Genomic DNA, 15,755 nt, shown 5'->3' with positions numbered 1-15,755 from the left:
GGGGACTTCCGCACCCCCCAGGAGGCTCTCCGTGCTGTTACGAGCAGCCCTCGCCGCCGTCGCCGTGACCGCGATCGGCGCGGTACCGGCCCACGCGGCCGCCGGCCCCGCGATCACCGTCGCCCAGGGACGGACCCAGGCGGTCTTCTCCTACGCCGACGCGATCCGCGAGCACGTCTACGTCGAGTCGAGCGTCGACAGCGACTCCGACGGCCGCCTCGACCGGGTCAGGGTGGACATCATCAGGCCCAGGGAGTCGGGGCCCGGGCTCACGGTGCCGTCGATCATCGACGAGAGCCCCTACTACGACAACTCGGGACGCGGCAACGAGTCCGAGCGCAAGGTCTACGACGCGGCGGGCGAGCTCGCCAAGTTCCCGCTGTTCTACGACAACTACTTCGTGCCGCGCGGATACGCCGTCCTCAACGTCGACATGGCCGGCACCACCAAGTCCGACGGCTGCCCGGACGTGGGCGGCAGGGCCGACGTGCTGGGCGGCAAGGCGGTCGTCGACTGGCTGAACGGCCGCGCCCCCGCCTACCACGACGACGGCACCCCGGCGGTCGCCGACTGGAGCACCGGCAAGGCCGGCATGATCGGCAAGTCGTACGACGGCACGCTGGCCAACGCGGTCGCGGCGACCGGGGTCGAGGGCCTGGAGACGATCGTCCCGATCTCCGCCATCAGCTCCTGGTACAAGTACCAGCGCTCCAACGGCGTCGTCTACAACTACAACTACATGTCGTACCTGGCCCGGGCCGTCGACACCGACCCGGCCGCCAAGTGCGCGGCCGTACGGGCCCGGCTGGACGCCGACGCCGACGACGCCACGGGCGACTACAACGGGTTCTGGGCCGAGCGCGACTACGTCGCCGGGTCGCTCGGCGACGCTTCCAAGGTGCGCGCGAGCGTCTTCGTCGTGCACACGGTCAACGACCTGAACGTCAAGCCCGACAACTTCTCGGTGTGGTGGCAGGCGCTCGCCGACCGGAACGTGCCGCGCAAGATCTGGGTCGGCCAGTATCAGCACGTGGACCCCTTCGACTTCGAGGGGCGCCGCGACCTGTGGGTCGACACGCTGCACCGCTGGTTCGACCGCTGGCTGCTCGGCGTGGACAACGGGATCATGCGGGAGCCGCGGGCCGACGTGCAGGTCGGCCCGGCCGAGTGGATCACGCAGCGCGACTGGCCCGCGCCGCTCGCCCGGAAGGTGCCGCTCCGGCCGTCCGCCGACGGCTCGCTCGGCCTGCTCCCCGCCGGGAAGGGTGAGACGGCCGCCTTCACCGACACCCGCCAGTCGGAGGACGCGATGGTCGCCGACGTCGGCACGGCGGCGCCGGGCCGGGTCGCCTTCACCACCGGCGCGCTGCCGTTGACCCTGCGCATGTCCGGCACGCCCGAGGTGGACCTGCGGATCTCCCTCGACAGGCCGGCCGCGAACCTGACCGCGCTCCTGGTCGACTTCGGCGAGGACACCCGGGTCGACTGGCGTCTCGGGCAGGGCATCACCACCCTCGCCGAGGAGGACTGCCACGGCGACGGCACCGCCGCCGACGACGGCTGTTACAAGAAGGTCGCCACCAACTTGGCCACCAGGCCCCTGGAGGTCGTGGCCCGCGGCTGGATCGACACGCAGAACCGCGGCTCCCTCACCGAGTCGTCCCCGCTCACCCCCGGGACGTACGCACAGGTCAGGTGGAAGACCCTGCCGCAGGAGTACACGTTCAAGAAGGGCCACAGGATCGGGCTGGTGATCGCGGGGACCGACTCCACCTACAGCCGTGAGCAGGCCACCGGCGCGAACGTCACGCTCGACCTCAGGAAGAGCAGCGTCTCGCTCCCGCTGGATCTGGCCGGCGCGCTGACCGGGCTGCCGAAGGGCCCCAAGGACTGGCACGGCCCGAAGCAGGTGCGGCTGCCGGTGCCGGAGATCACGCTCTACTGATCCCCCGGCCGCCCCCGGACGCCGGCGCCGGCGTCCGGGGTGCCCGCCTTCGTCGTAGTGTGATCGCATGACCGAGATCGTCGTGGAAGACGGCGCATGGACGGTCGATGTCGAGGCGGTACGGATCACCCCCGGCAGCGGCCGCGACGTCCACGAGGTGCGCAAGGCCCTCGGAGACCTGGTGGTGCCGTTGGAGGCCGTGGCGGGCGCCGTCTTCGAGCCCTCCCGCAAAGGCGGGCACCTGCGGCTGCGGCTGCGCCCCGGCGCGGACCCGCTGACCGAGGTCGGTGCCGGGCTGCTGGCCGCCCCCGCCGACCCCTACCGGCTGGCGGTGCCGAAGGAGCGCAAGGCGGCGGCGGAGTACATGGCCGGCGAGATCCGTGATCTGGTGCGGCTGGCCCAGGTGCCGGAGGAACCCTGCCCCGACTTCCTGTTGCCCGGTCCGGCCGTGCCGATCAGCGCCACGGCCGGTGACGGCACCGTGAGCTTCGACGGCGTCCGGGTCCGCCTGGAGTGGACGGGGTTCGCGAAGGAGATCAAGGAGGCGGCCGGCGCGCAGGAGTTCCGGCTGCCGGATCTGACCGGCGTCGAGTGGAAGCCGCAGGCGGGCCTGTCCTACGGGAGCCTGCGATTCCACGTGCGCGGCGGGGGACCGACCCGCCGGCCGGAGGAGGACCCCCGCTGCCTGTCCTGGGGGGTGCAGCGCTTCGGCGGGACGAGCGTCCTCGTCGCGGCCGCCGTGCTGGCGCGGCTGGCCCGCCACGCGCCGGAACCGCCCGCCGCCCTGCCGCCTCCCGCCTCCGACGGGCGCGACCTGCTGATCCGGCGACTCACCGACCTGGGCGAACTGCACCGGAGCGGAGTGCTGACCGACGAGGAGTTCAGCACGGCGAAGAAGGCGCTGCTGGACCGCATCGCCGAACTGTAAAGGGGCGGGCGTTTCGACCTCTCCTGATCGGCAAGCTGGTGGATCCGGGATCACGCCGACGGGAGAGGTCACCGTGCGTTTCCACGCCGACCTGCACATGCACTCCAGGTACGCGTACGCCTGCAGCAGGAACAGCGACCTGGAGCAGCTGACCTGGTGGGCCCGCCGCAAGGGCGTCACGCTCATGGGCACGGGCGACTTCACCCACCCGGCCTGGCTGGAGCGGCTGCGCACGGCTCTCGTGCCGGCCGAGCCGGGGCTGTTCCGGCTGCGCGACGACCTCGACCGCGAGGTCGCCGCGACGCTGCCGGACCGCGTGGCAGGCGCCCCCGTGCGGTACATGCTGTCGGTGGAGATCTCCACCGTCTACTCCCAGGGCGGCCGCTCCCGAAAGATCCACCACCTCGTCTACCTGCCCGGATTCGACCAGGTCGAGGAGTTCGACCGCGGCCTCGCCAAGGTCGCCGACCTCGGTGTGGACGGCCGGCCCACCGTGCGCATGAGCAGCCGGGAGCTGCTCGAGGCCGTCCTGGCCTGCGGCGAGGGCGCCTACCTGGTGCCGGCGCACGTGTGGACACCGTGGTTCGGCGTGCTCGGCTCGAAATCGGGGTTCGACAGCCTGGAGGAGTGCTTCGGCGACCTCACCGAGCACGTCTTCGCGCTGGAGACCGGGCTGTCCGCCGACCCCGCGATGATGTGGCAGGTCTCCGGCCTCGACGGATACCGGCTGGTCAGCTACTCGGACGCCCACTCGCCGCCCATCGTCGGCCGCGAGACCACGATCTTCGAGACCGACCTGGACTACTTCGCGATCGAGCGCGTCCTGCGCACGGGCGCCGGCCTGTGCGGCACGACCGAGTTCTTCCCCGAGGCGGGCAAATACCACGTCGACGGCCACCGCAAGTGCGGCGTGCGGCTCGACCCGGAGCAGACGCGCAAGCTCGGCGGCCTGTGCCCGGTGTGCGGCAGGAAACTCACGGTCGGCGTGCTCAGCAGGGTCGAGGACCTGGCCGACCGCCCCGCCGGCAGGACCCCGCCCGGCGCGGCGGGCTTCCGCAACCTCGTCCCGCTCCCGGATCTCGTGGCCGAGATCCTGGGAGTGGGCCCGAAGAGTAAGAAGGTGAGCGCCGAGACCGACAGGCTCGTTGCCGCGCTCGGACCGGAGCTCGCGATCCTCGGCGACCTCCCCCTCGACGACATCGCCGCCCATTCGCCGCGCCTCGCCGAGGCGATCGGGCGCCTGCGGAACGGCGAGGTGACCAAGGACCCCGGCTACGACGGCGAGTTCGGCCGTATCCGCACCCTGGCCCCATGACGCGGCCGGCGTACGCCCGCTTATGGCAGACCAGTGATCATTTATGCGGTATCTTCTGCCACCTCAGGATTGGGGTGCTGATGAGGCTTTTCCCCGAAGAGAGCCAGTGGGGACTGCTGACCGAGGCAGGGCTGCGGGAGGACTTCCAGGCCGCGTGGATCGAAGGCGACGACCTCGACGCGATCAAAGCCGAGTTGGGGATCGATCCCGCGGAGGCGCTGGAGTGCGACCTGGCCACCGCGCTGCGCTGGAGCACCATGGACGCCCGCAAGCGCGTCCTGTGGGTGGGTGAGCACGCGCCCGGCTGGACGTTCGCCCTGACGCTCACCGGTTCGGCGGCCGACCTGAACCTGCCGGGCCGGCGGGTCTTCGACTTCTGCTACCTACGGGAGATCGACGAGTTCTACGGTGTCCCCGGCCTCTACAGCGAGGAGGGACTCGACGACCTGGAACTGAACGACGACCAGGGCGCCGAGGACGAGCTCGAACTCCATCTGATCGCCGTCGGGCGGATCACCGGCCGGTTCGTCGACCGGGACTGGCTCGCCGAACGACGCGCCCTGTGCCGGATCACGGCGGGAGCGAAGGCCTCATGACGGAGCAATGGCCCCTGCTGGCGGCACGCGGGTTCGACGACATGTTCGCCGGGACCTGGATCGAGGGCGACGACCCCGACGAGATCGCCCGCGCCCTGGGTGCCGACCCGGCGGCGGCGGTGCCCTGCGGCCTCGACGAGGCGATGCGCGAGTACGAGCCGTACGCGTTCAGGGAACTCGTCTGGCTCGGCGAGCACTCCCCCGGCTGGACCCACGCCATCACCATCGCCGGGCCGCGCCTGCGCACCGACCTGCTGGCCGCCACCGGACGCAGGTTCCTCCAGGTCGTGTGGGAGCCGTACGGCCTCGGCGTGCACGATCTGTACTACTCGGACGGGAGCACGGCCGGGCGGCACAGCCCAACCGAGATCGCCGCTCCCGGCTGGCCCTACCACGAGTACGCCGCAGGGCTCGTGCCACAGCGCCCTGGTGTGATCGACGTGTTCACGACGGGAGAGCCCGCCAGGCCCGAGGGAAGCCTCGGCCTGTGGCTGGACAACTGGCTCATCCTGGCGGGTCGCGTTTCGGGGCGTTTCATCGACGAGCGGTACCTCGACGCCACCCGGTGCCTGTACCGCGTGCCCATCTGACCGGGGCCGGGTCAGAGGTAGGTGACGCCGGTCAGGGCCTCGGCGGCGGTCCACAGGCGGCGCCCGACGCTCGGGTCGGCCGCCTCCGCGCTGGGGCGGACCTCCACGACCCGGCCGCGCATCTCGAAGAGGCCGGACGGTCCGAAGAACTGACCACCGCGCACGCCGGGCGCGGTCGCGGCGAAGAGCTGGGGCAGCGCCCCCCGCTCGGCGGGCTGCGTCACCAGCAGCCCGGCCCGGGCGAAGAATCGCCCGGCCCGGGGGCGGTACTCCCAGGCCCGGGGCGTGAGATTGCTCCTGGACAGCCCGGGGTGGGCGATGACGCTGACGACCGGTGAGCCGGCGGCACGCAGTCGGCGGTCGAGTTCGAGGCCGAAGACAGTGGTGGCGAGCTTGGAGCGGCCGTACGCACGACTGGCGTTGAAGTCGCGCCGCGACATCAGGTCGTCGAAGTCGAGGTGGGCGTTCTTGTGGGTGATCGAGCTGAGGCTGACCACCCGCGCCGCGTCCGCCCGGCCGAGGCTGTCGAGCAGCAGGCCGGTGAGGGCGAAGTGGCCCAGCATGTTGGTGCCGAGCTGAAGCTCGAACCCGTCGGCCGTCGTGCGGGCCGGGCCGAGGAGGACCACGCCGGCGTTGTTGACCAGCAGGTCGATCGCCGGGAAGTCGCCGGTCAGGGCCTTGGCGAACGCGTGCACCGACGCGAGCGAGGCCAGGTCGAGCTCACGCACCTCGATCTCGGCCCGTGGCGCCGAGCGCCGGATCGCCTCGGCCTCCCGCTCGCCCGCGGCGGTGTCGCGTACGGCCATCACGACGCGCGCCCCGTGCCGGGCGAGCTCGGTCGCGGTGACCAGGCCGAGCCCTGAGTTCGCGCCGGTGACGACGGCGACCCGGCCGTGCTGGCCGGGGATGTGACTGGCGTTCCATTCGGTCATGCGACGACGCTAGGACGGGGTCGCCGGCATTCGGTCGTACGCGTCTGCCTGGGAACGCCAGACCTACCTTCGGCGCGGACCGCACCGGCAGACTGTCGTCATGGCTGTCGACCACCCGTACGCCCGTGAGCTCGGCGATTTCCTGCGTGCCCGGCGCGGCCGGCTGCGCCCGCAGGACGTCGGCCTGGAGCCGGGGCCCCGGCGCAAGGTGGCCGGTCTGCGGCGCGAGGAGGTCGCGCTGCTGGCCGGGCTGAGCACCGATTACTACCAGCGCATGGAGCAGGGCCGTGAGGTGCGGCCCTCCGACCAGGTGCTCGACGCCATCGCCTCCGCGCTCGACCTCGACGACGAGGAACGGCGGCACCTGTTCACCCTCGCCCGGGCGGCACGCCGGCCGGCGGCCGTCCGTACGCGCCGCGCCCCGGAACGCGTGCCGGACAGCACGAGGCGCCTGCTGCACGTCATGGCGACTCCCGCGGTCGTGCTCGGCCGGCACCTCGACGTGCTCGCGTGGAACGACCTCGCCGAGGCGCTGCTCGGCGATCCGGACACCCTGCCGCCGGGGCGGCGGAACATGCTGATGGTGCTGTTCGAGGACCCCGGGGCCCGTGGACGCTGCCCCGACTGGGAGGCCACCGCCCTGCAGTACATCGGCATGTTGCGGGCCGCCGTGGCGACCGATCCGGACCATCCGCGCGCCCGCGAGGTCATCGGCGAGCTGAGCATCCGCAGCGCGGACTTCCGCCGGCTCTGGGCCCGCCACGAGGTGCGTGAGACGGTCCACGGGACGAAGCTGTTCCGCCATCCCCAGGTGGGCGAGATCACCCTCGACTGGGACGTCTATCCCCTGCCCGGCAACCCCGGGCCGGTCCTGCTCGTCCACACGGCCGAGCCCGGGACCGCGGACGCCGAACGCCTCCGGCTGCTCGCGTCCCTGCACGCCACCCGGAAGACGGGGAAAGCCCGGATCGAACGGCCCGGGCTTTCCGAAGTGGTGCGCCGCCGGGGGCTCGAACCCCGGACCCGCTGAGCAGAAGTCTTTCAGCCCCCGTACCCCCAGCCGTCGAACCTTTCTATGTGCAGGTCTTCGTTTCCGGCGAGCAGAACCTGACCTCGGGGTAGCGCACCGACGGCCTGTGCAGCAGAGGCTGTGGCCTACCGCCCAGGTGCAGGTCGAAGAAGGCTCGGACGTACCTGCGGGTGATCGCCACGGAGCGGCTTCCGGCGAGCTCGCTGCCGAGGTCGACGCCGATCTGCTGAGCCAGCAGGTCGTAGTCGCTGAAGGACGGGTGTACCGCTCCGGCCACCACGAGCCAGCGCCTCCACCCGGTCAGGTGTTCCCAGTCGCGGTCCCATGTGGCGTCCTCGCCACCCGGGCTGTGCAACGGCTGGCCCAGGAACAGGAACGGGCGCGCCACCCCGCTCGCGGGGATCGGCGCGAACATGAGGCCGTCCATGTTGATGCCGGCGCGTACCCGGGAGTCCTTCAGCATCGTCTCGGCGACGCTCGCGCCTCCGAGGGACGTGCCCGCCATCGCGATCCGGGACGCGTCGATCAGCGAAGCGCCCGTCCACTTGGCATGTGGACCGGTCAGCTGATCGATCACGAACGAGACGTCGACCGCCCGATTCTCCACCGCTTTCTTCCCGAAGTCGTCGACGCCTTCGAGTTCGCATGCGGCGCAGGTGGTCAGCCGCCCGTCGGGGAACGTGGTGGCGAAAGTCTCGTACGTGTGGTCGATGCCGGCCACCACGTAGCCTCTGCTCGCCAGTTCCTCGGCCAGTGCGGTGAGCGAGCTTCGGGGGTCGGTGAAGCCGGGAGAGAGCACGACGAGGGGCAGAGAGTCTCCACGTCCCGCCGGTTCGGCGCCGCTGAACGCGTGGGTCCGCGTTCTGCTCAGCACGTCGGACGGCACCCCCGTCACGCCTTTGCCCTTCAGGATGAGCGCCGACTCTCTGGGCGTCACGTAGGGCGCACGCCGTCCGTTCCGGGACTTCGCCGGATACCAGAGGGAGACCATGAGCTCTCTCGACCCGGTCTCAGGGACCCAGGGGTCAGGGCGCGAGATGTCCTCCAGACGCAGGGACGTCGTGCCGACCGGATGGGGACCGGTCGGCTCGGGCAGATACGGCGCGCTGCTCGTCGTGACCGGAGAGCCGGCAGAGGCGTATGCGGAAGAGGCGGAAGCCGGAGTCCGGGAGGCGGGGACCGTCAAGGTGAGCAGTCCTGCGACCGCGGTCAGGCCGGCCCACAGGATCGGAGTCCGGAACGCCGGCCTTCCGCTGCTCCAACGACGGCCGGTCAGAGCCGGACGTGCCTCGTCATGCCTGGTGGGGCCCTCGGCTCTCACCGCCGCATGCGGATCTTTGTATGGCATGGCCTGATCCTGCGAGGCCCGAGCCTGGCACGGTATCAGCCGAAAGTGCGATCGGCGCCGCTCGAATAGCACTTAAGGCCGGTTCAGGCCCTTCCCGGCGTCAGCCGACCGAGACCACCACGGCGACGATCAGCACCAGCAGGAGCGCCACCCCGACGCCTGCGAACACCAGGGACGTGATCGCACAGCCCATTCCGTTCCACGGCTGAGGGGCGGGGCCGAGGGCGCCTCTGGAGTAGGTCCACATGGGAGCGCGGTATTCGAGTTCGAGCGCCATCCCGGGCTGGAGCCAGATCGTCAGATCCGCCGGACCGATCCGCGCGGGGAGGAGATAGGGCAGGTGGACGTGGAGGTGATACTGGCCGGGAGGAAGCGGGATCGTGTTGCGTCCCCACCGGCCCAGCATCTGACGGCCGTTGATGACGATCTTCGGCGTGATCATGGCCAGCATGAAGCTCAGCCAGTGCCGCTTCACATCGATAGTCACCTGCGCGCCCGGAGGAGCGGGCGGGGGCGGCTGGCTCCATGGGGCGGGTGGCACCGGCGGATGCATGGCGCCCATGCTACTGCTGTCCTGATCTTTCAGGATCTGTCCGGACACTCTCTGCCGTCACGGCGGGCGGGGGGGCACCACCGATGCGATCAGCAATCGAAAAACCCCAGGCCGGTGATACCGACCTGGGGTTTTACATTGGTGCGCCGCCAGGGACTCGAACCCCGGACCCGCTGATTAAGAGTCAGCTGCTCTAACCAACTGAGCTAGCGGCGCAGAGCTCTTAGAGGTTATCGCACACCTCAGAGCGGTCAAAATCGGGCTAGAGTAGAACAACATTCGGTTATCAGCGGTTGGGAGCGCACATGTGGTTCGCCTCGCCTGACGAGGTCCGCGGGCGGCTGGCGGCCGTCGACTACCTTGCCGATGACGGCATCGCGACCTCGGTGTTCCTGGCCGGGGCGCTGGGCAAGCCGCTGCTGGCCGAGGGACCCGCGGGAGTGGGCAAGACCCAGCTCGCCAAGGCCGTCGCCCAGGCCACCGGCGCCCGGCTCATCCGCCTGCAGTGCTACGAGGGCCTGGACGAGGCGCGGGCGCTGTACGAGTGGAACTACAAGAAGCAGCTGCTGCGCATCCAGGCCGACGACGGCGCCTGGGACGACATCTTCTCCGAGGAGTTCCTGCTGGAGCGTCCCCTCCTGAAGGCGATCAGGAGCGAGGAGCCCACCGTGCTGCTCATCGACGAGACCGACAAGGCCGACGTCGAGGTCGAGGGGCTGCTGCTGGAGATCCTGTCCGACTACCAGGTCACGATCCCCGAGCTGGGCACGATCACCGCCGCGCGCCGGCCGTACGTCGTGCTGACCTCGAACGCGACCCGCGAGCTGTCGGAGGCGCTCAAACGGCGCTGCCTGTACCTCCACCTCGACTACCCCACCCCGGAACGGGAGCGCGACATCCTGCTCGCCCAGGTGCCCGGGCTGCCCGCGGGCATCGCCGACCAGCTCGCCCGTACGGTGGCCACGCTGCGCGCGCTGGAGCTGAAGAAGTCGCCGTCGATCGCCGAGACCGTCGACTGGGCGCACACCCTGCTCGCCCTGGGCCGTACGGAGCTGGACGAGGCGCTGATCGGCGAGACGCTGGGCGTGGTGCTCAAGCACAACTCCGACCAGGTGCGGGCCGCCAAGGAGCTCGGCCTGCCCGCCCGGTGATGACAACGCCTCCGGCGTCCCTCGTGGACCGGCACGTGGGGTTCGTCCACGCCCTGCGGGCGGCGGGGCTGCCGGTCTCCCCTGCCGAGGGACTGGACGCGGCCCACGCGCTCATGGTCGTCGACCTGTCCGACCGGGAGACGCTGCGCGAGGCGTACGCCGCGACGCTGGTGAAGCGGCCCGCCCACCGGCCGGGCTTCGACACGCTCTTCGACCTGTGGTTCCCGCCGGTGATCAGCGGCGCCGGAGGCACCGCCGTCGCCGAGGAAGCAGAGAAAGCCGAGGACGCCGAGCTGCCCGAGCTGCGGGAACGGCTGGCCGAGCTGCTGATGGGCGATCCGGCCGATCCCGCGTTCCGGGAGTTCGCCCGGGCCATGGTCGGGCGGTTCGGGCAGGTCCAGGCGGCCCCCGGCAGGCAGTCGTGGTTCTCCTTCCCCGTGCTGCGCGCCCTGTCGCCGGAGACGCTGGTGGCCCGGATGCTCGCCGCCATGCTCGACGAGCGCGGCGGCCTGCCGGAGAAGGTCGCCAGGCGGCACATCTCCCGGACCATCGAGGCGTTCACCGAGGCCGTCGCCGCCGACGTACGCCGCAGGATCGCCGAGGAGTCGGGGATCGAGAAGATCGCCAGGTCGGCGGTCCGTCCGCCGATCGACCAGGTCGACTTCCTGCGGGCGACCAAGGACGAGCTGGCCCGGCTCCGCCGGGAGGTCCATCCCCTGGCCCGCCGCCTGGCCACCCGGCTGTCGATCCGGCACAGACGCGGACGCCGCGGGCGGCTCGACTTCCGGCGTACGGTCCGGGCGTCGCTGTCGACGGGCGGGGTGCCGCTCACCACCCATCTGCGCCCGCCGCGCCCGCACCGCCCCGAGCTGGTGGTGCTGTGCGACGCCAGCGACTCGGTCTCCACGTTCTCGCACTTCACGCTGTTGCTGACGTTCGCGCTGCGGGAGCAGTTCACCAAGGTCCGGGCGTTCGCGTTCGTGGACACGGTGGACGAGATCACCCGTCTGTTCGCCCCGGGCGCGGACGTGCTGGACGCCATCGGCCGCCTGACGAGGGACGCCGACATCGTCAGGTTCGGCCGCACCGACTACGGCCACGTCTTCGAGCGCTTCGCCGAACGGTTCCCGGACGCGGTGGGCCCCCGGACGTCGCTGCTGATCCTCGGCGACGCCCGGTCCAACTACCAGGCCCCGGCGCTGGGCACGCTGAAACGGCTGGCCGGGCAGGCCAGGCACGCCTACTGGCTCAATCCCGAGCCCCGGGCCCAGTGGGACACCGGGGACTCGCTCGCCACGTCGTACGGCTCGGTCGTCGCCATGCACGAGTGCCGCAACGTCGCCCAGCTCGCCGCGTTCGTCGAGACGCTCGCCTGAATCGAGACCCTTCGCCCGACCCGATTCCGGCCCGCGTCCGCCTGCTCTCAGTTCATGCGGCGCAGGATGCGGGCCGCCGTACGGGCCAGCAGCTCGATCTCGTCCTCGGTGAACTTCGGGGAGCCGTGGGTGCGGATCCAGCGGGCGATCCTTCGCGGGTAGGCGACGGTCAGGCCCTCGCCGTACAGCACGCCGCCCCTGGTCTTGATCTTCCCGCCGTGCACGGCGAGCACCGGGTTGATCGAGATCTGGATGCCGGTCTCCTTCGTGAGCAGCGCGGCCATCGACCCGGCGGCCGAGATCAGGCCCTTGGCGACCGAGGTGCCGAACTTCTCGTCGAAGAACAACCGCTCGCCGTACCGCGCGATCAGGGTGTCGGGCGACCACGCCTCGTTGTCCACGATCCAGACGCCGCCCGGCCCGATGACGAGGTGGTCGATCGACGCCTCTCCGGGCACGGCCCGGCCGTCCATCACGCGGTAGCCGTGCCGGCGCAGCCCGAGACGCAGCAGCCGGCCGGTGCGCACCTCGCCGCGGCGCTTGCCCCGCCACACGGCCGTGCGCTCGTGCAGACGCCAGGCGACGAACAGGTCGGTGCCGCCCGCGAGGACGGCCAGCCCGAGGCCGGCGGCGACCATGTTCAGCCCGAGCCGCGGGCCCACCAGGGTGCCGGCGACGAATCCCGCGAAGGCGATGGCGGCCCGTATCCGGATGCGGTTCTTGCGTCCGGCGTACCAGAACGTCTCGTACAGGTTCTGCGGCGAGGCGCCGGTGAACTTCTCGTCCCTCGGGACGTAAATGGACCCATTGGGCACGCGAACCCCCCACACTAGGCATGCGGCTTTCTCCGGGATACCCGACCGGGAATCCCAACCCTCCTAAGGTGAGGGAAGTAGCGCAGTTACGCCAGTGCCGACAGTTGACCGACCAGTCGGTATGCTTGACTCGAGAGACGAAGGAGGTCGGCATGGCCCGCCGCGTAGCTGGAGAGCGCCGCGTAAGCGGGGATCTCGCGAACGGGGATCGCCCCGCCAACGGGTCCCTGGAGGAGCCGGTGCGGCAGCGTCTGCTCGCCGAGGCCACCCGCCTGTTCGCCGAGCGGGGCTTCGAGAGCACGTCGGTGCAGGAGATCGTGGCGGCGGCCGGCGTCACCAAGGGCGCCATGTACCACTACTTCGATTCCAAGGACGACCTGCTCCACGAGATCTACGCCCGGGTGCTGCGCCTGCAGATGGAGCGCCTCAACCGGTTCGCCGACGCGGAGGGCCCGGTGGACGAGCGGCTGCACGCGGCGGCGACGGACGTGGTGGTGACCACGGTCGACAACCTGGACGACTCCAAGATCTTCTTCAGGTCCATGCACCAGCTCGCACCGGAGACGTACAAGAGCGTGCGGGCCGAGCGGCGCCGTTACCACGAGCGGTTCCGCGACCTCGTCGTCGAGGGGCAGCGCGACGGCGTCTTCCGCGGCGACATCCCCGCCGAGATGGTGGTGGACTTCTTCTTCGGCTCGGTCCACCACCTCGGCACCTGGTATCACCCCGAGGGCCCGCTGACCGGACAGGAGGTCGGCCGCCACTTCGCCGACCTCCTGCTCAACGCGCTTCGGCCGTGATCAGACGGGCGCGGGGAGGTCCGCAGGACCGGCCAGCGCGTCGCGGTGGTCGCCCGGCGTGCCCAGCGCGATCTGGTCGGCCTTGGCCCGCTTGAGATACAGGTGGGCGGGGTGCTCCCAGGTCATCCCGATGCCGCCGTGGAGCTGCACGCACTCCTCGGCCGCGTGCACCGCCACCGCAGCGCAGTGGGCCTGCGCCACCGCGACCGCCACCGCCGCGTCGTCGCCCAGCGGTCCCCCGGCGGGCGCCTCCGCCAGCCGGGCGGCCGCGTTGCGGGCCGCGGCCCTGGCCCCCACGACCTCCAGCCACAGGTCGGCCAGCCGGTGCTTGACCGCCTGGAACGACCCCACCGGCCGGGCGAACTGCCTGCGCTCCTTCACGTACGCGACCGTCGTGGTGAGACACCACTCGGCCACCCCGAGCTGTTCGGAGGCGAGCAGCCCGGCGCCGCGCACCAGCGCCTCCCACACCCACGGCGCCTCCATGCCGTCCGTCGTGGCGACGACGCGGGCGGCCGCCGAGTCGAACGACACGGTCGCGATCGGCCGGGTCAGGTCGAGTGAGGTGACCGGCGTCACCCGCACCGCCTCTCCGGCGGCCGGGGACGCCTCCACCGCGCACAGGCCGGTGCCCTGCTTCGCGGACCGCGCGAGCCGTACCGGCACGAGCAGGACGTCGGCGGCCTCCGCGCCGATCACCCCGGTGACCGTGCCGGTCACCGTGCCGTCCTCGCCGAGCGTCGCCACCGGACTCGGCGGCGCGTACGGCGAGGCGGCGAACGACACCGCGAGCGCGGCCGTCGTCTCCCCGGCGGCCAGCCGTCCCAGCAGCTCCGCCGCGACGTCTCCGCGCGCCTTCTGCCCGGCGGCCGTCAGCAGGGCCTGGGTGGCCAGGACGGCGCTGCTCAGGAACGGCACGGGAGCCACGGCCCGGCCCAGCTCCTCCAGCACGACGGCGGCCTCGCGGGCCGACGCGCCGCCTTCACGGGAGGCGGTGCCGCCGAGCTCCTCGGGGATCAGCAGCCCAGCCACGCCGATGTCGCGGGCCAGCGCCTTCCACAGCTCCGCGTCGTACGGCGTGCCCGACTCCGCCGTACGGGAGGCACGGTCGAGCAGGGCGGACGGGGAGCACTTGTCGGCGAGCAGGGCGCGCACGGCGGCCCGCAGCTCCTCCTCCACCTCCGTGTACAGCAGCGTCATCGGGGGAGGTCCTTCCAGGCGACGTCCTTGTCGGCGCGCGGCTCGGCGGGCAGGCCGAGGACACGTTCGGCGATGATGTTGCGCAGGATCTCGGAGGTGCCCCCCTCGATCGAGTTGCCCTTGGCGCGCAGGTAGCGGTAGCCCGCCTCGCGGCCGATGAAGTCGACCGTGCCGGGCCGGCGGAACGTCCAGTCGTCGTAGGCCAGGCCGTCCTCGCGGAGCAGTTCCACCTCCAGGCCCGACAGCTCCTGGTGCAGCCGGGCGAAGGCCAGCTTCATGCCCGACCCCTCCGGCCCGGGATGCCCGGCGGCGAGCTGCTCGCGCAGCCGTACGGCGGTCAGCCGCATGACCTCCGAGTCCACCCACAGCTTGAGCAGCCGCTGGTGCAGGTCGTGGGTGCGCAGCTCGGGCCGGGAACGCCAGGTCTCGGCGACGACGCCCATCATCGTGCGACGGCTCGGCGTGCCGCCGATGGCGACCCGCTCGTTCATGAGCGTGGTCTGCGCGACCCGCCAGCCGTCGCCCACCTCGCCCAGCCGCAGCGAGTCGGGCAGCCGCACCCCGGTGAGGAAGACCTCGTTGAACTCGGCCTCTCCGGTGATCTGACGCAGCGGGCGCACCTCGACGCCGGGCGCGTGCATGTCGCACACGAAGTAGGTCAGCCCGCGGTGCTTGGGCACGTCCGGGTCGGTGCGGGCCACGAGGATGGCCCAGCGCGCGGTGTGCGCGCTCGACGTCCACACCTTCTGGCCGTCCACCACCCACTCGTCGCCCTCGCGTACGGCGCGGGTGGCCAGCGTGGCGAGGTCGGAGCCGGCGCCGGGCTCGCTGAACAGCTGGCACCACACCTCCTCGCCCGTCCACAGCGGCCGCAGGAAGCGCCTCTTCTGCTCCTCGGTGCCGAAGGCGAGGATCGTGGGGGCCGCCATGCCGAGGCCGATGCCGATCCGGCCCGGCTGGTTGTCGGGCGTGCCCTTCAGCTCCCGGTCGGCCACGGCCTGCAGCCCGCGGGGCGCGCCGAGCCCGCCGAGGCCCTCGGGGAAGTGCACCCACGCCAGCCCGGCGTCGAACCGGGCGCGCAGGAACTCCAAGCGGTCCATGACCGCCGGGTCGTGCTCCGCGAGGAAGGCTCTGGCCCGCTCGGCGACCGACGCCTCATCCCATGTCACCAGCACA

The 15,755-nt window shown here is 71.6% G+C and carries 15 protein-coding genes and 1 tRNA gene; 9 read left to right on the top strand and 7 right to left on the bottom strand.

Annotation, left to right across the window (positions count from 1 at the left end; genetic code table 11):
• Nucleotides 1-31 precede the first annotated feature (31 nt).
• The 5 genes from AAH991_RS06140 to AAH991_RS06120 all read left to right on the top strand — a co-directional run bounded on the left by AAH991_RS06140 (nucleotide 32) and on the right by AAH991_RS06120 (nucleotide 5,374).
• On the top strand, nucleotides 32-1,945 hold the full coding sequence (locus AAH991_RS06140) for a Xaa-Pro dipeptidyl-peptidase (RefSeq protein WP_346224750.1): 1,914 nt from the start codon (nucleotides 32-34) through the stop codon (nucleotides 1,943-1,945).
• A gap of 67 nt (nucleotides 1,946-2,012) precedes the next feature.
• Nucleotides 2,013-2,873 carry a DUF4429 domain-containing protein gene (locus AAH991_RS06135; protein WP_346224749.1) on the top strand — a complete coding sequence of 287 codons (861 nt, stop codon included), beginning with the start codon at nucleotides 2,013-2,015 and terminating at the stop codon, nucleotides 2,871-2,873.
• 73 nt (nucleotides 2,874-2,946) lie between these two features.
• Entirely contained in the window at nucleotides 2,947-4,188 is a 1,242-nt protein-coding gene (locus AAH991_RS06130; protein ID WP_346224748.1) for an endonuclease Q family protein, read from the top strand.
• Between the two features lie 80 nt (nucleotides 4,189-4,268).
• On the top strand, nucleotides 4,269-4,784 hold the full coding sequence (locus AAH991_RS06125) for a hypothetical protein (RefSeq protein ID WP_346224747.1): 516 nt from the start codon (nucleotides 4,269-4,271) through the stop codon (nucleotides 4,782-4,784).
• Nucleotides 4,781-5,374, top strand: a complete 594-nt coding sequence (locus AAH991_RS06120) for a hypothetical protein (protein WP_346224746.1) — start codon at nucleotides 4,781-4,783, stop codon at nucleotides 5,372-5,374. Before AAH991_RS06125 ends, AAH991_RS06120 begins: the two co-directional genes overlap by 4 nt.
• Nucleotides 5,375-5,385: 11 nt before the next feature.
• On the opposite strand, the gene AAH991_RS06115 is transcribed toward AAH991_RS06120, so the two are convergent.
• The gene (locus AAH991_RS06115; RefSeq protein ID WP_346224745.1) at nucleotides 5,386-6,306 is read right to left on the bottom strand and encodes an oxidoreductase; all 921 of its coding nucleotides are present in this window, start codon (nucleotides 6,304-6,306) and stop codon (nucleotides 5,386-5,388) included.
• 100 nt (nucleotides 6,307-6,406) lie between these two features.
• Here AAH991_RS06115 and AAH991_RS06110 point away from each other — a divergent pair, with 100 nt between their 5' ends.
• On the top strand, nucleotides 6,407-7,336 hold the full coding sequence (locus tag AAH991_RS06110; protein ID WP_346224744.1) for a helix-turn-helix transcriptional regulator: 930 nt from the start codon (nucleotides 6,407-6,409) through the stop codon (nucleotides 7,334-7,336).
• Nucleotides 7,337-7,379: 43 nt separating this feature from the next.
• Here AAH991_RS06110 and AAH991_RS06105 read toward each other — a convergent pair whose 3' ends face one another.
• The 3 genes from AAH991_RS06105 to AAH991_RS06095 all read right to left on the bottom strand — a co-directional run bounded on the left by AAH991_RS06105 (nucleotide 7,380) and on the right by AAH991_RS06095 (nucleotide 9,453).
• Nucleotides 7,380-8,684 carry an alpha/beta hydrolase family protein gene (locus AAH991_RS06105; RefSeq protein ID WP_346224743.1) on the bottom strand — a complete coding sequence of 435 codons (1,305 nt, stop codon included), beginning with the start codon at nucleotides 8,682-8,684 and terminating at the stop codon, nucleotides 7,380-7,382.
• Nucleotides 8,685-8,784: 100 nt separating this feature from the next.
• Nucleotides 8,785-9,171 (bottom strand): hypothetical protein, encoded by a 387-nt coding sequence (locus AAH991_RS06100; protein WP_346224742.1) that lies wholly within the window; start codon nucleotides 9,169-9,171, stop codon nucleotides 8,785-8,787.
• A 205-nt stretch (nucleotides 9,172-9,376) separates the two neighbouring features.
• Nucleotides 9,377-9,453: transfer RNA gene (locus AAH991_RS06095), tRNA-Lys, on the bottom strand.
• An 89-nt stretch (nucleotides 9,454-9,542) separates the two neighbouring features.
• Here AAH991_RS06095 and AAH991_RS06090 point away from each other — a divergent pair.
• Nucleotides 9,543-10,388 (top strand): AAA family ATPase, encoded by an 846-nt coding sequence (locus AAH991_RS06090; RefSeq protein WP_169987807.1) that lies wholly within the window; start codon nucleotides 9,543-9,545, stop codon nucleotides 10,386-10,388.
• Nucleotides 10,388-11,764, top strand: coding sequence for a vWA domain-containing protein (locus tag AAH991_RS06085; RefSeq protein WP_346224741.1), 1,377 nt, complete (start codon nucleotides 10,388-10,390; stop codon nucleotides 11,762-11,764). Before AAH991_RS06090 ends, AAH991_RS06085 begins: the two co-directional genes overlap by 1 nt.
• A gap of 47 nt (nucleotides 11,765-11,811) precedes the next feature.
• Here the strand turns inward: AAH991_RS06085 and AAH991_RS06080 are convergent, their stop codons facing one another.
• Nucleotides 11,812-12,579: a nuclease-related domain-containing protein gene (locus tag AAH991_RS06080; protein ID WP_346224740.1), complete on the bottom strand. Its 768-nt coding sequence runs from the start codon at nucleotides 12,577-12,579 to the stop codon at nucleotides 11,812-11,814.
• A gap of 152 nt (nucleotides 12,580-12,731) precedes the next feature.
• Here AAH991_RS06080 and AAH991_RS06075 point away from each other — a divergent pair, with 152 nt between their 5' ends.
• Complete coding sequence (locus tag AAH991_RS06075) at nucleotides 12,732-13,379, top strand: TetR/AcrR family transcriptional regulator (protein WP_428833949.1); 648 nt, start codon at nucleotides 12,732-12,734, stop codon at nucleotides 13,377-13,379.
• Here the strand turns inward: AAH991_RS06075 and AAH991_RS06070 are convergent, their stop codons facing one another.
• Together AAH991_RS06070 and AAH991_RS06065 are read right to left on the bottom strand one after the other, a co-directional pair.
• Nucleotides 13,380-14,579: an acyl-CoA dehydrogenase family protein gene (locus AAH991_RS06070; protein WP_346224739.1), complete on the bottom strand. Its 1,200-nt coding sequence runs from the start codon at nucleotides 14,577-14,579 to the stop codon at nucleotides 13,380-13,382.
• Nucleotides 14,576-15,748 carry an acyl-CoA dehydrogenase family protein gene (locus AAH991_RS06065; protein ID WP_346224738.1) on the bottom strand — a complete coding sequence of 391 codons (1,173 nt, stop codon included), beginning with the start codon at nucleotides 15,746-15,748 and terminating at the stop codon, nucleotides 14,576-14,578. Before AAH991_RS06065 ends, AAH991_RS06070 begins: the two co-directional genes overlap by 4 nt.
• Nucleotides 15,749-15,755 lie beyond the last annotated feature (7 nt).

The organism is Microbispora sp. ZYX-F-249, assembly GCF_039649665.1.
GTDB classification, from domain to species: Bacteria; Actinomycetota; Actinomycetes; order Streptosporangiales; family Streptosporangiaceae; genus Microbispora; species Microbispora maris.
Note: the sequence above shows the minus strand (reverse complement) of the source record. Positions and strands in the feature narration are given on the sequence as shown.

Excerpts from the sequence above, each read along its gene's own strand:
- AAH991_RS06135 (WP_346224749.1), top strand. The coding sequence starts at position 2,013 with ATGACCGAGATCGTCGTGGAAGACGGCGCATGGACGGTCGATGTCGAG.
- AAH991_RS06125 (WP_346224747.1), top strand. The coding sequence starts at position 4,269 with ATGAGGCTTTTCCCCGAAGAGAGCCAGTGGGGACTGCTGACCGAGGCA.
- AAH991_RS06120 (WP_346224746.1), top strand. The coding sequence starts at position 4,781 with ATGACGGAGCAATGGCCCCTGCTGGCGGCACGCGGGTTCGACGACATG.
- AAH991_RS06115 (WP_346224745.1), bottom strand. The coding sequence starts at position 6,306 with ATGACCGAATGGAACGCCAGTCACATCCCCGGCCAGCACGGCCGGGTC.
- AAH991_RS06110 (WP_346224744.1), top strand. The coding sequence starts at position 6,407 with ATGGCTGTCGACCACCCGTACGCCCGTGAGCTCGGCGATTTCCTGCGT.
- AAH991_RS06105 (WP_346224743.1), bottom strand. The coding sequence starts at position 8,684 with ATGCCATACAAAGATCCGCATGCGGCGGTGAGAGCCGAGGGCCCCACC.
- AAH991_RS06090 (WP_169987807.1), top strand. The coding sequence starts at position 9,543 with ATGTGGTTCGCCTCGCCTGACGAGGTCCGCGGGCGGCTGGCGGCCGTC.
- AAH991_RS06085 (WP_346224741.1), top strand. The coding sequence starts at position 10,388 with ATGACAACGCCTCCGGCGTCCCTCGTGGACCGGCACGTGGGGTTCGTC.
- AAH991_RS06075 (WP_428833949.1), top strand. The coding sequence starts at position 12,732 with ATGGCCCGCCGCGTAGCTGGAGAGCGCCGCGTAAGCGGGGATCTCGCG.
- AAH991_RS06070 (WP_346224739.1), bottom strand. The coding sequence starts at position 14,579 with ATGACGCTGCTGTACACGGAGGTGGAGGAGGAGCTGCGGGCCGCCGTG.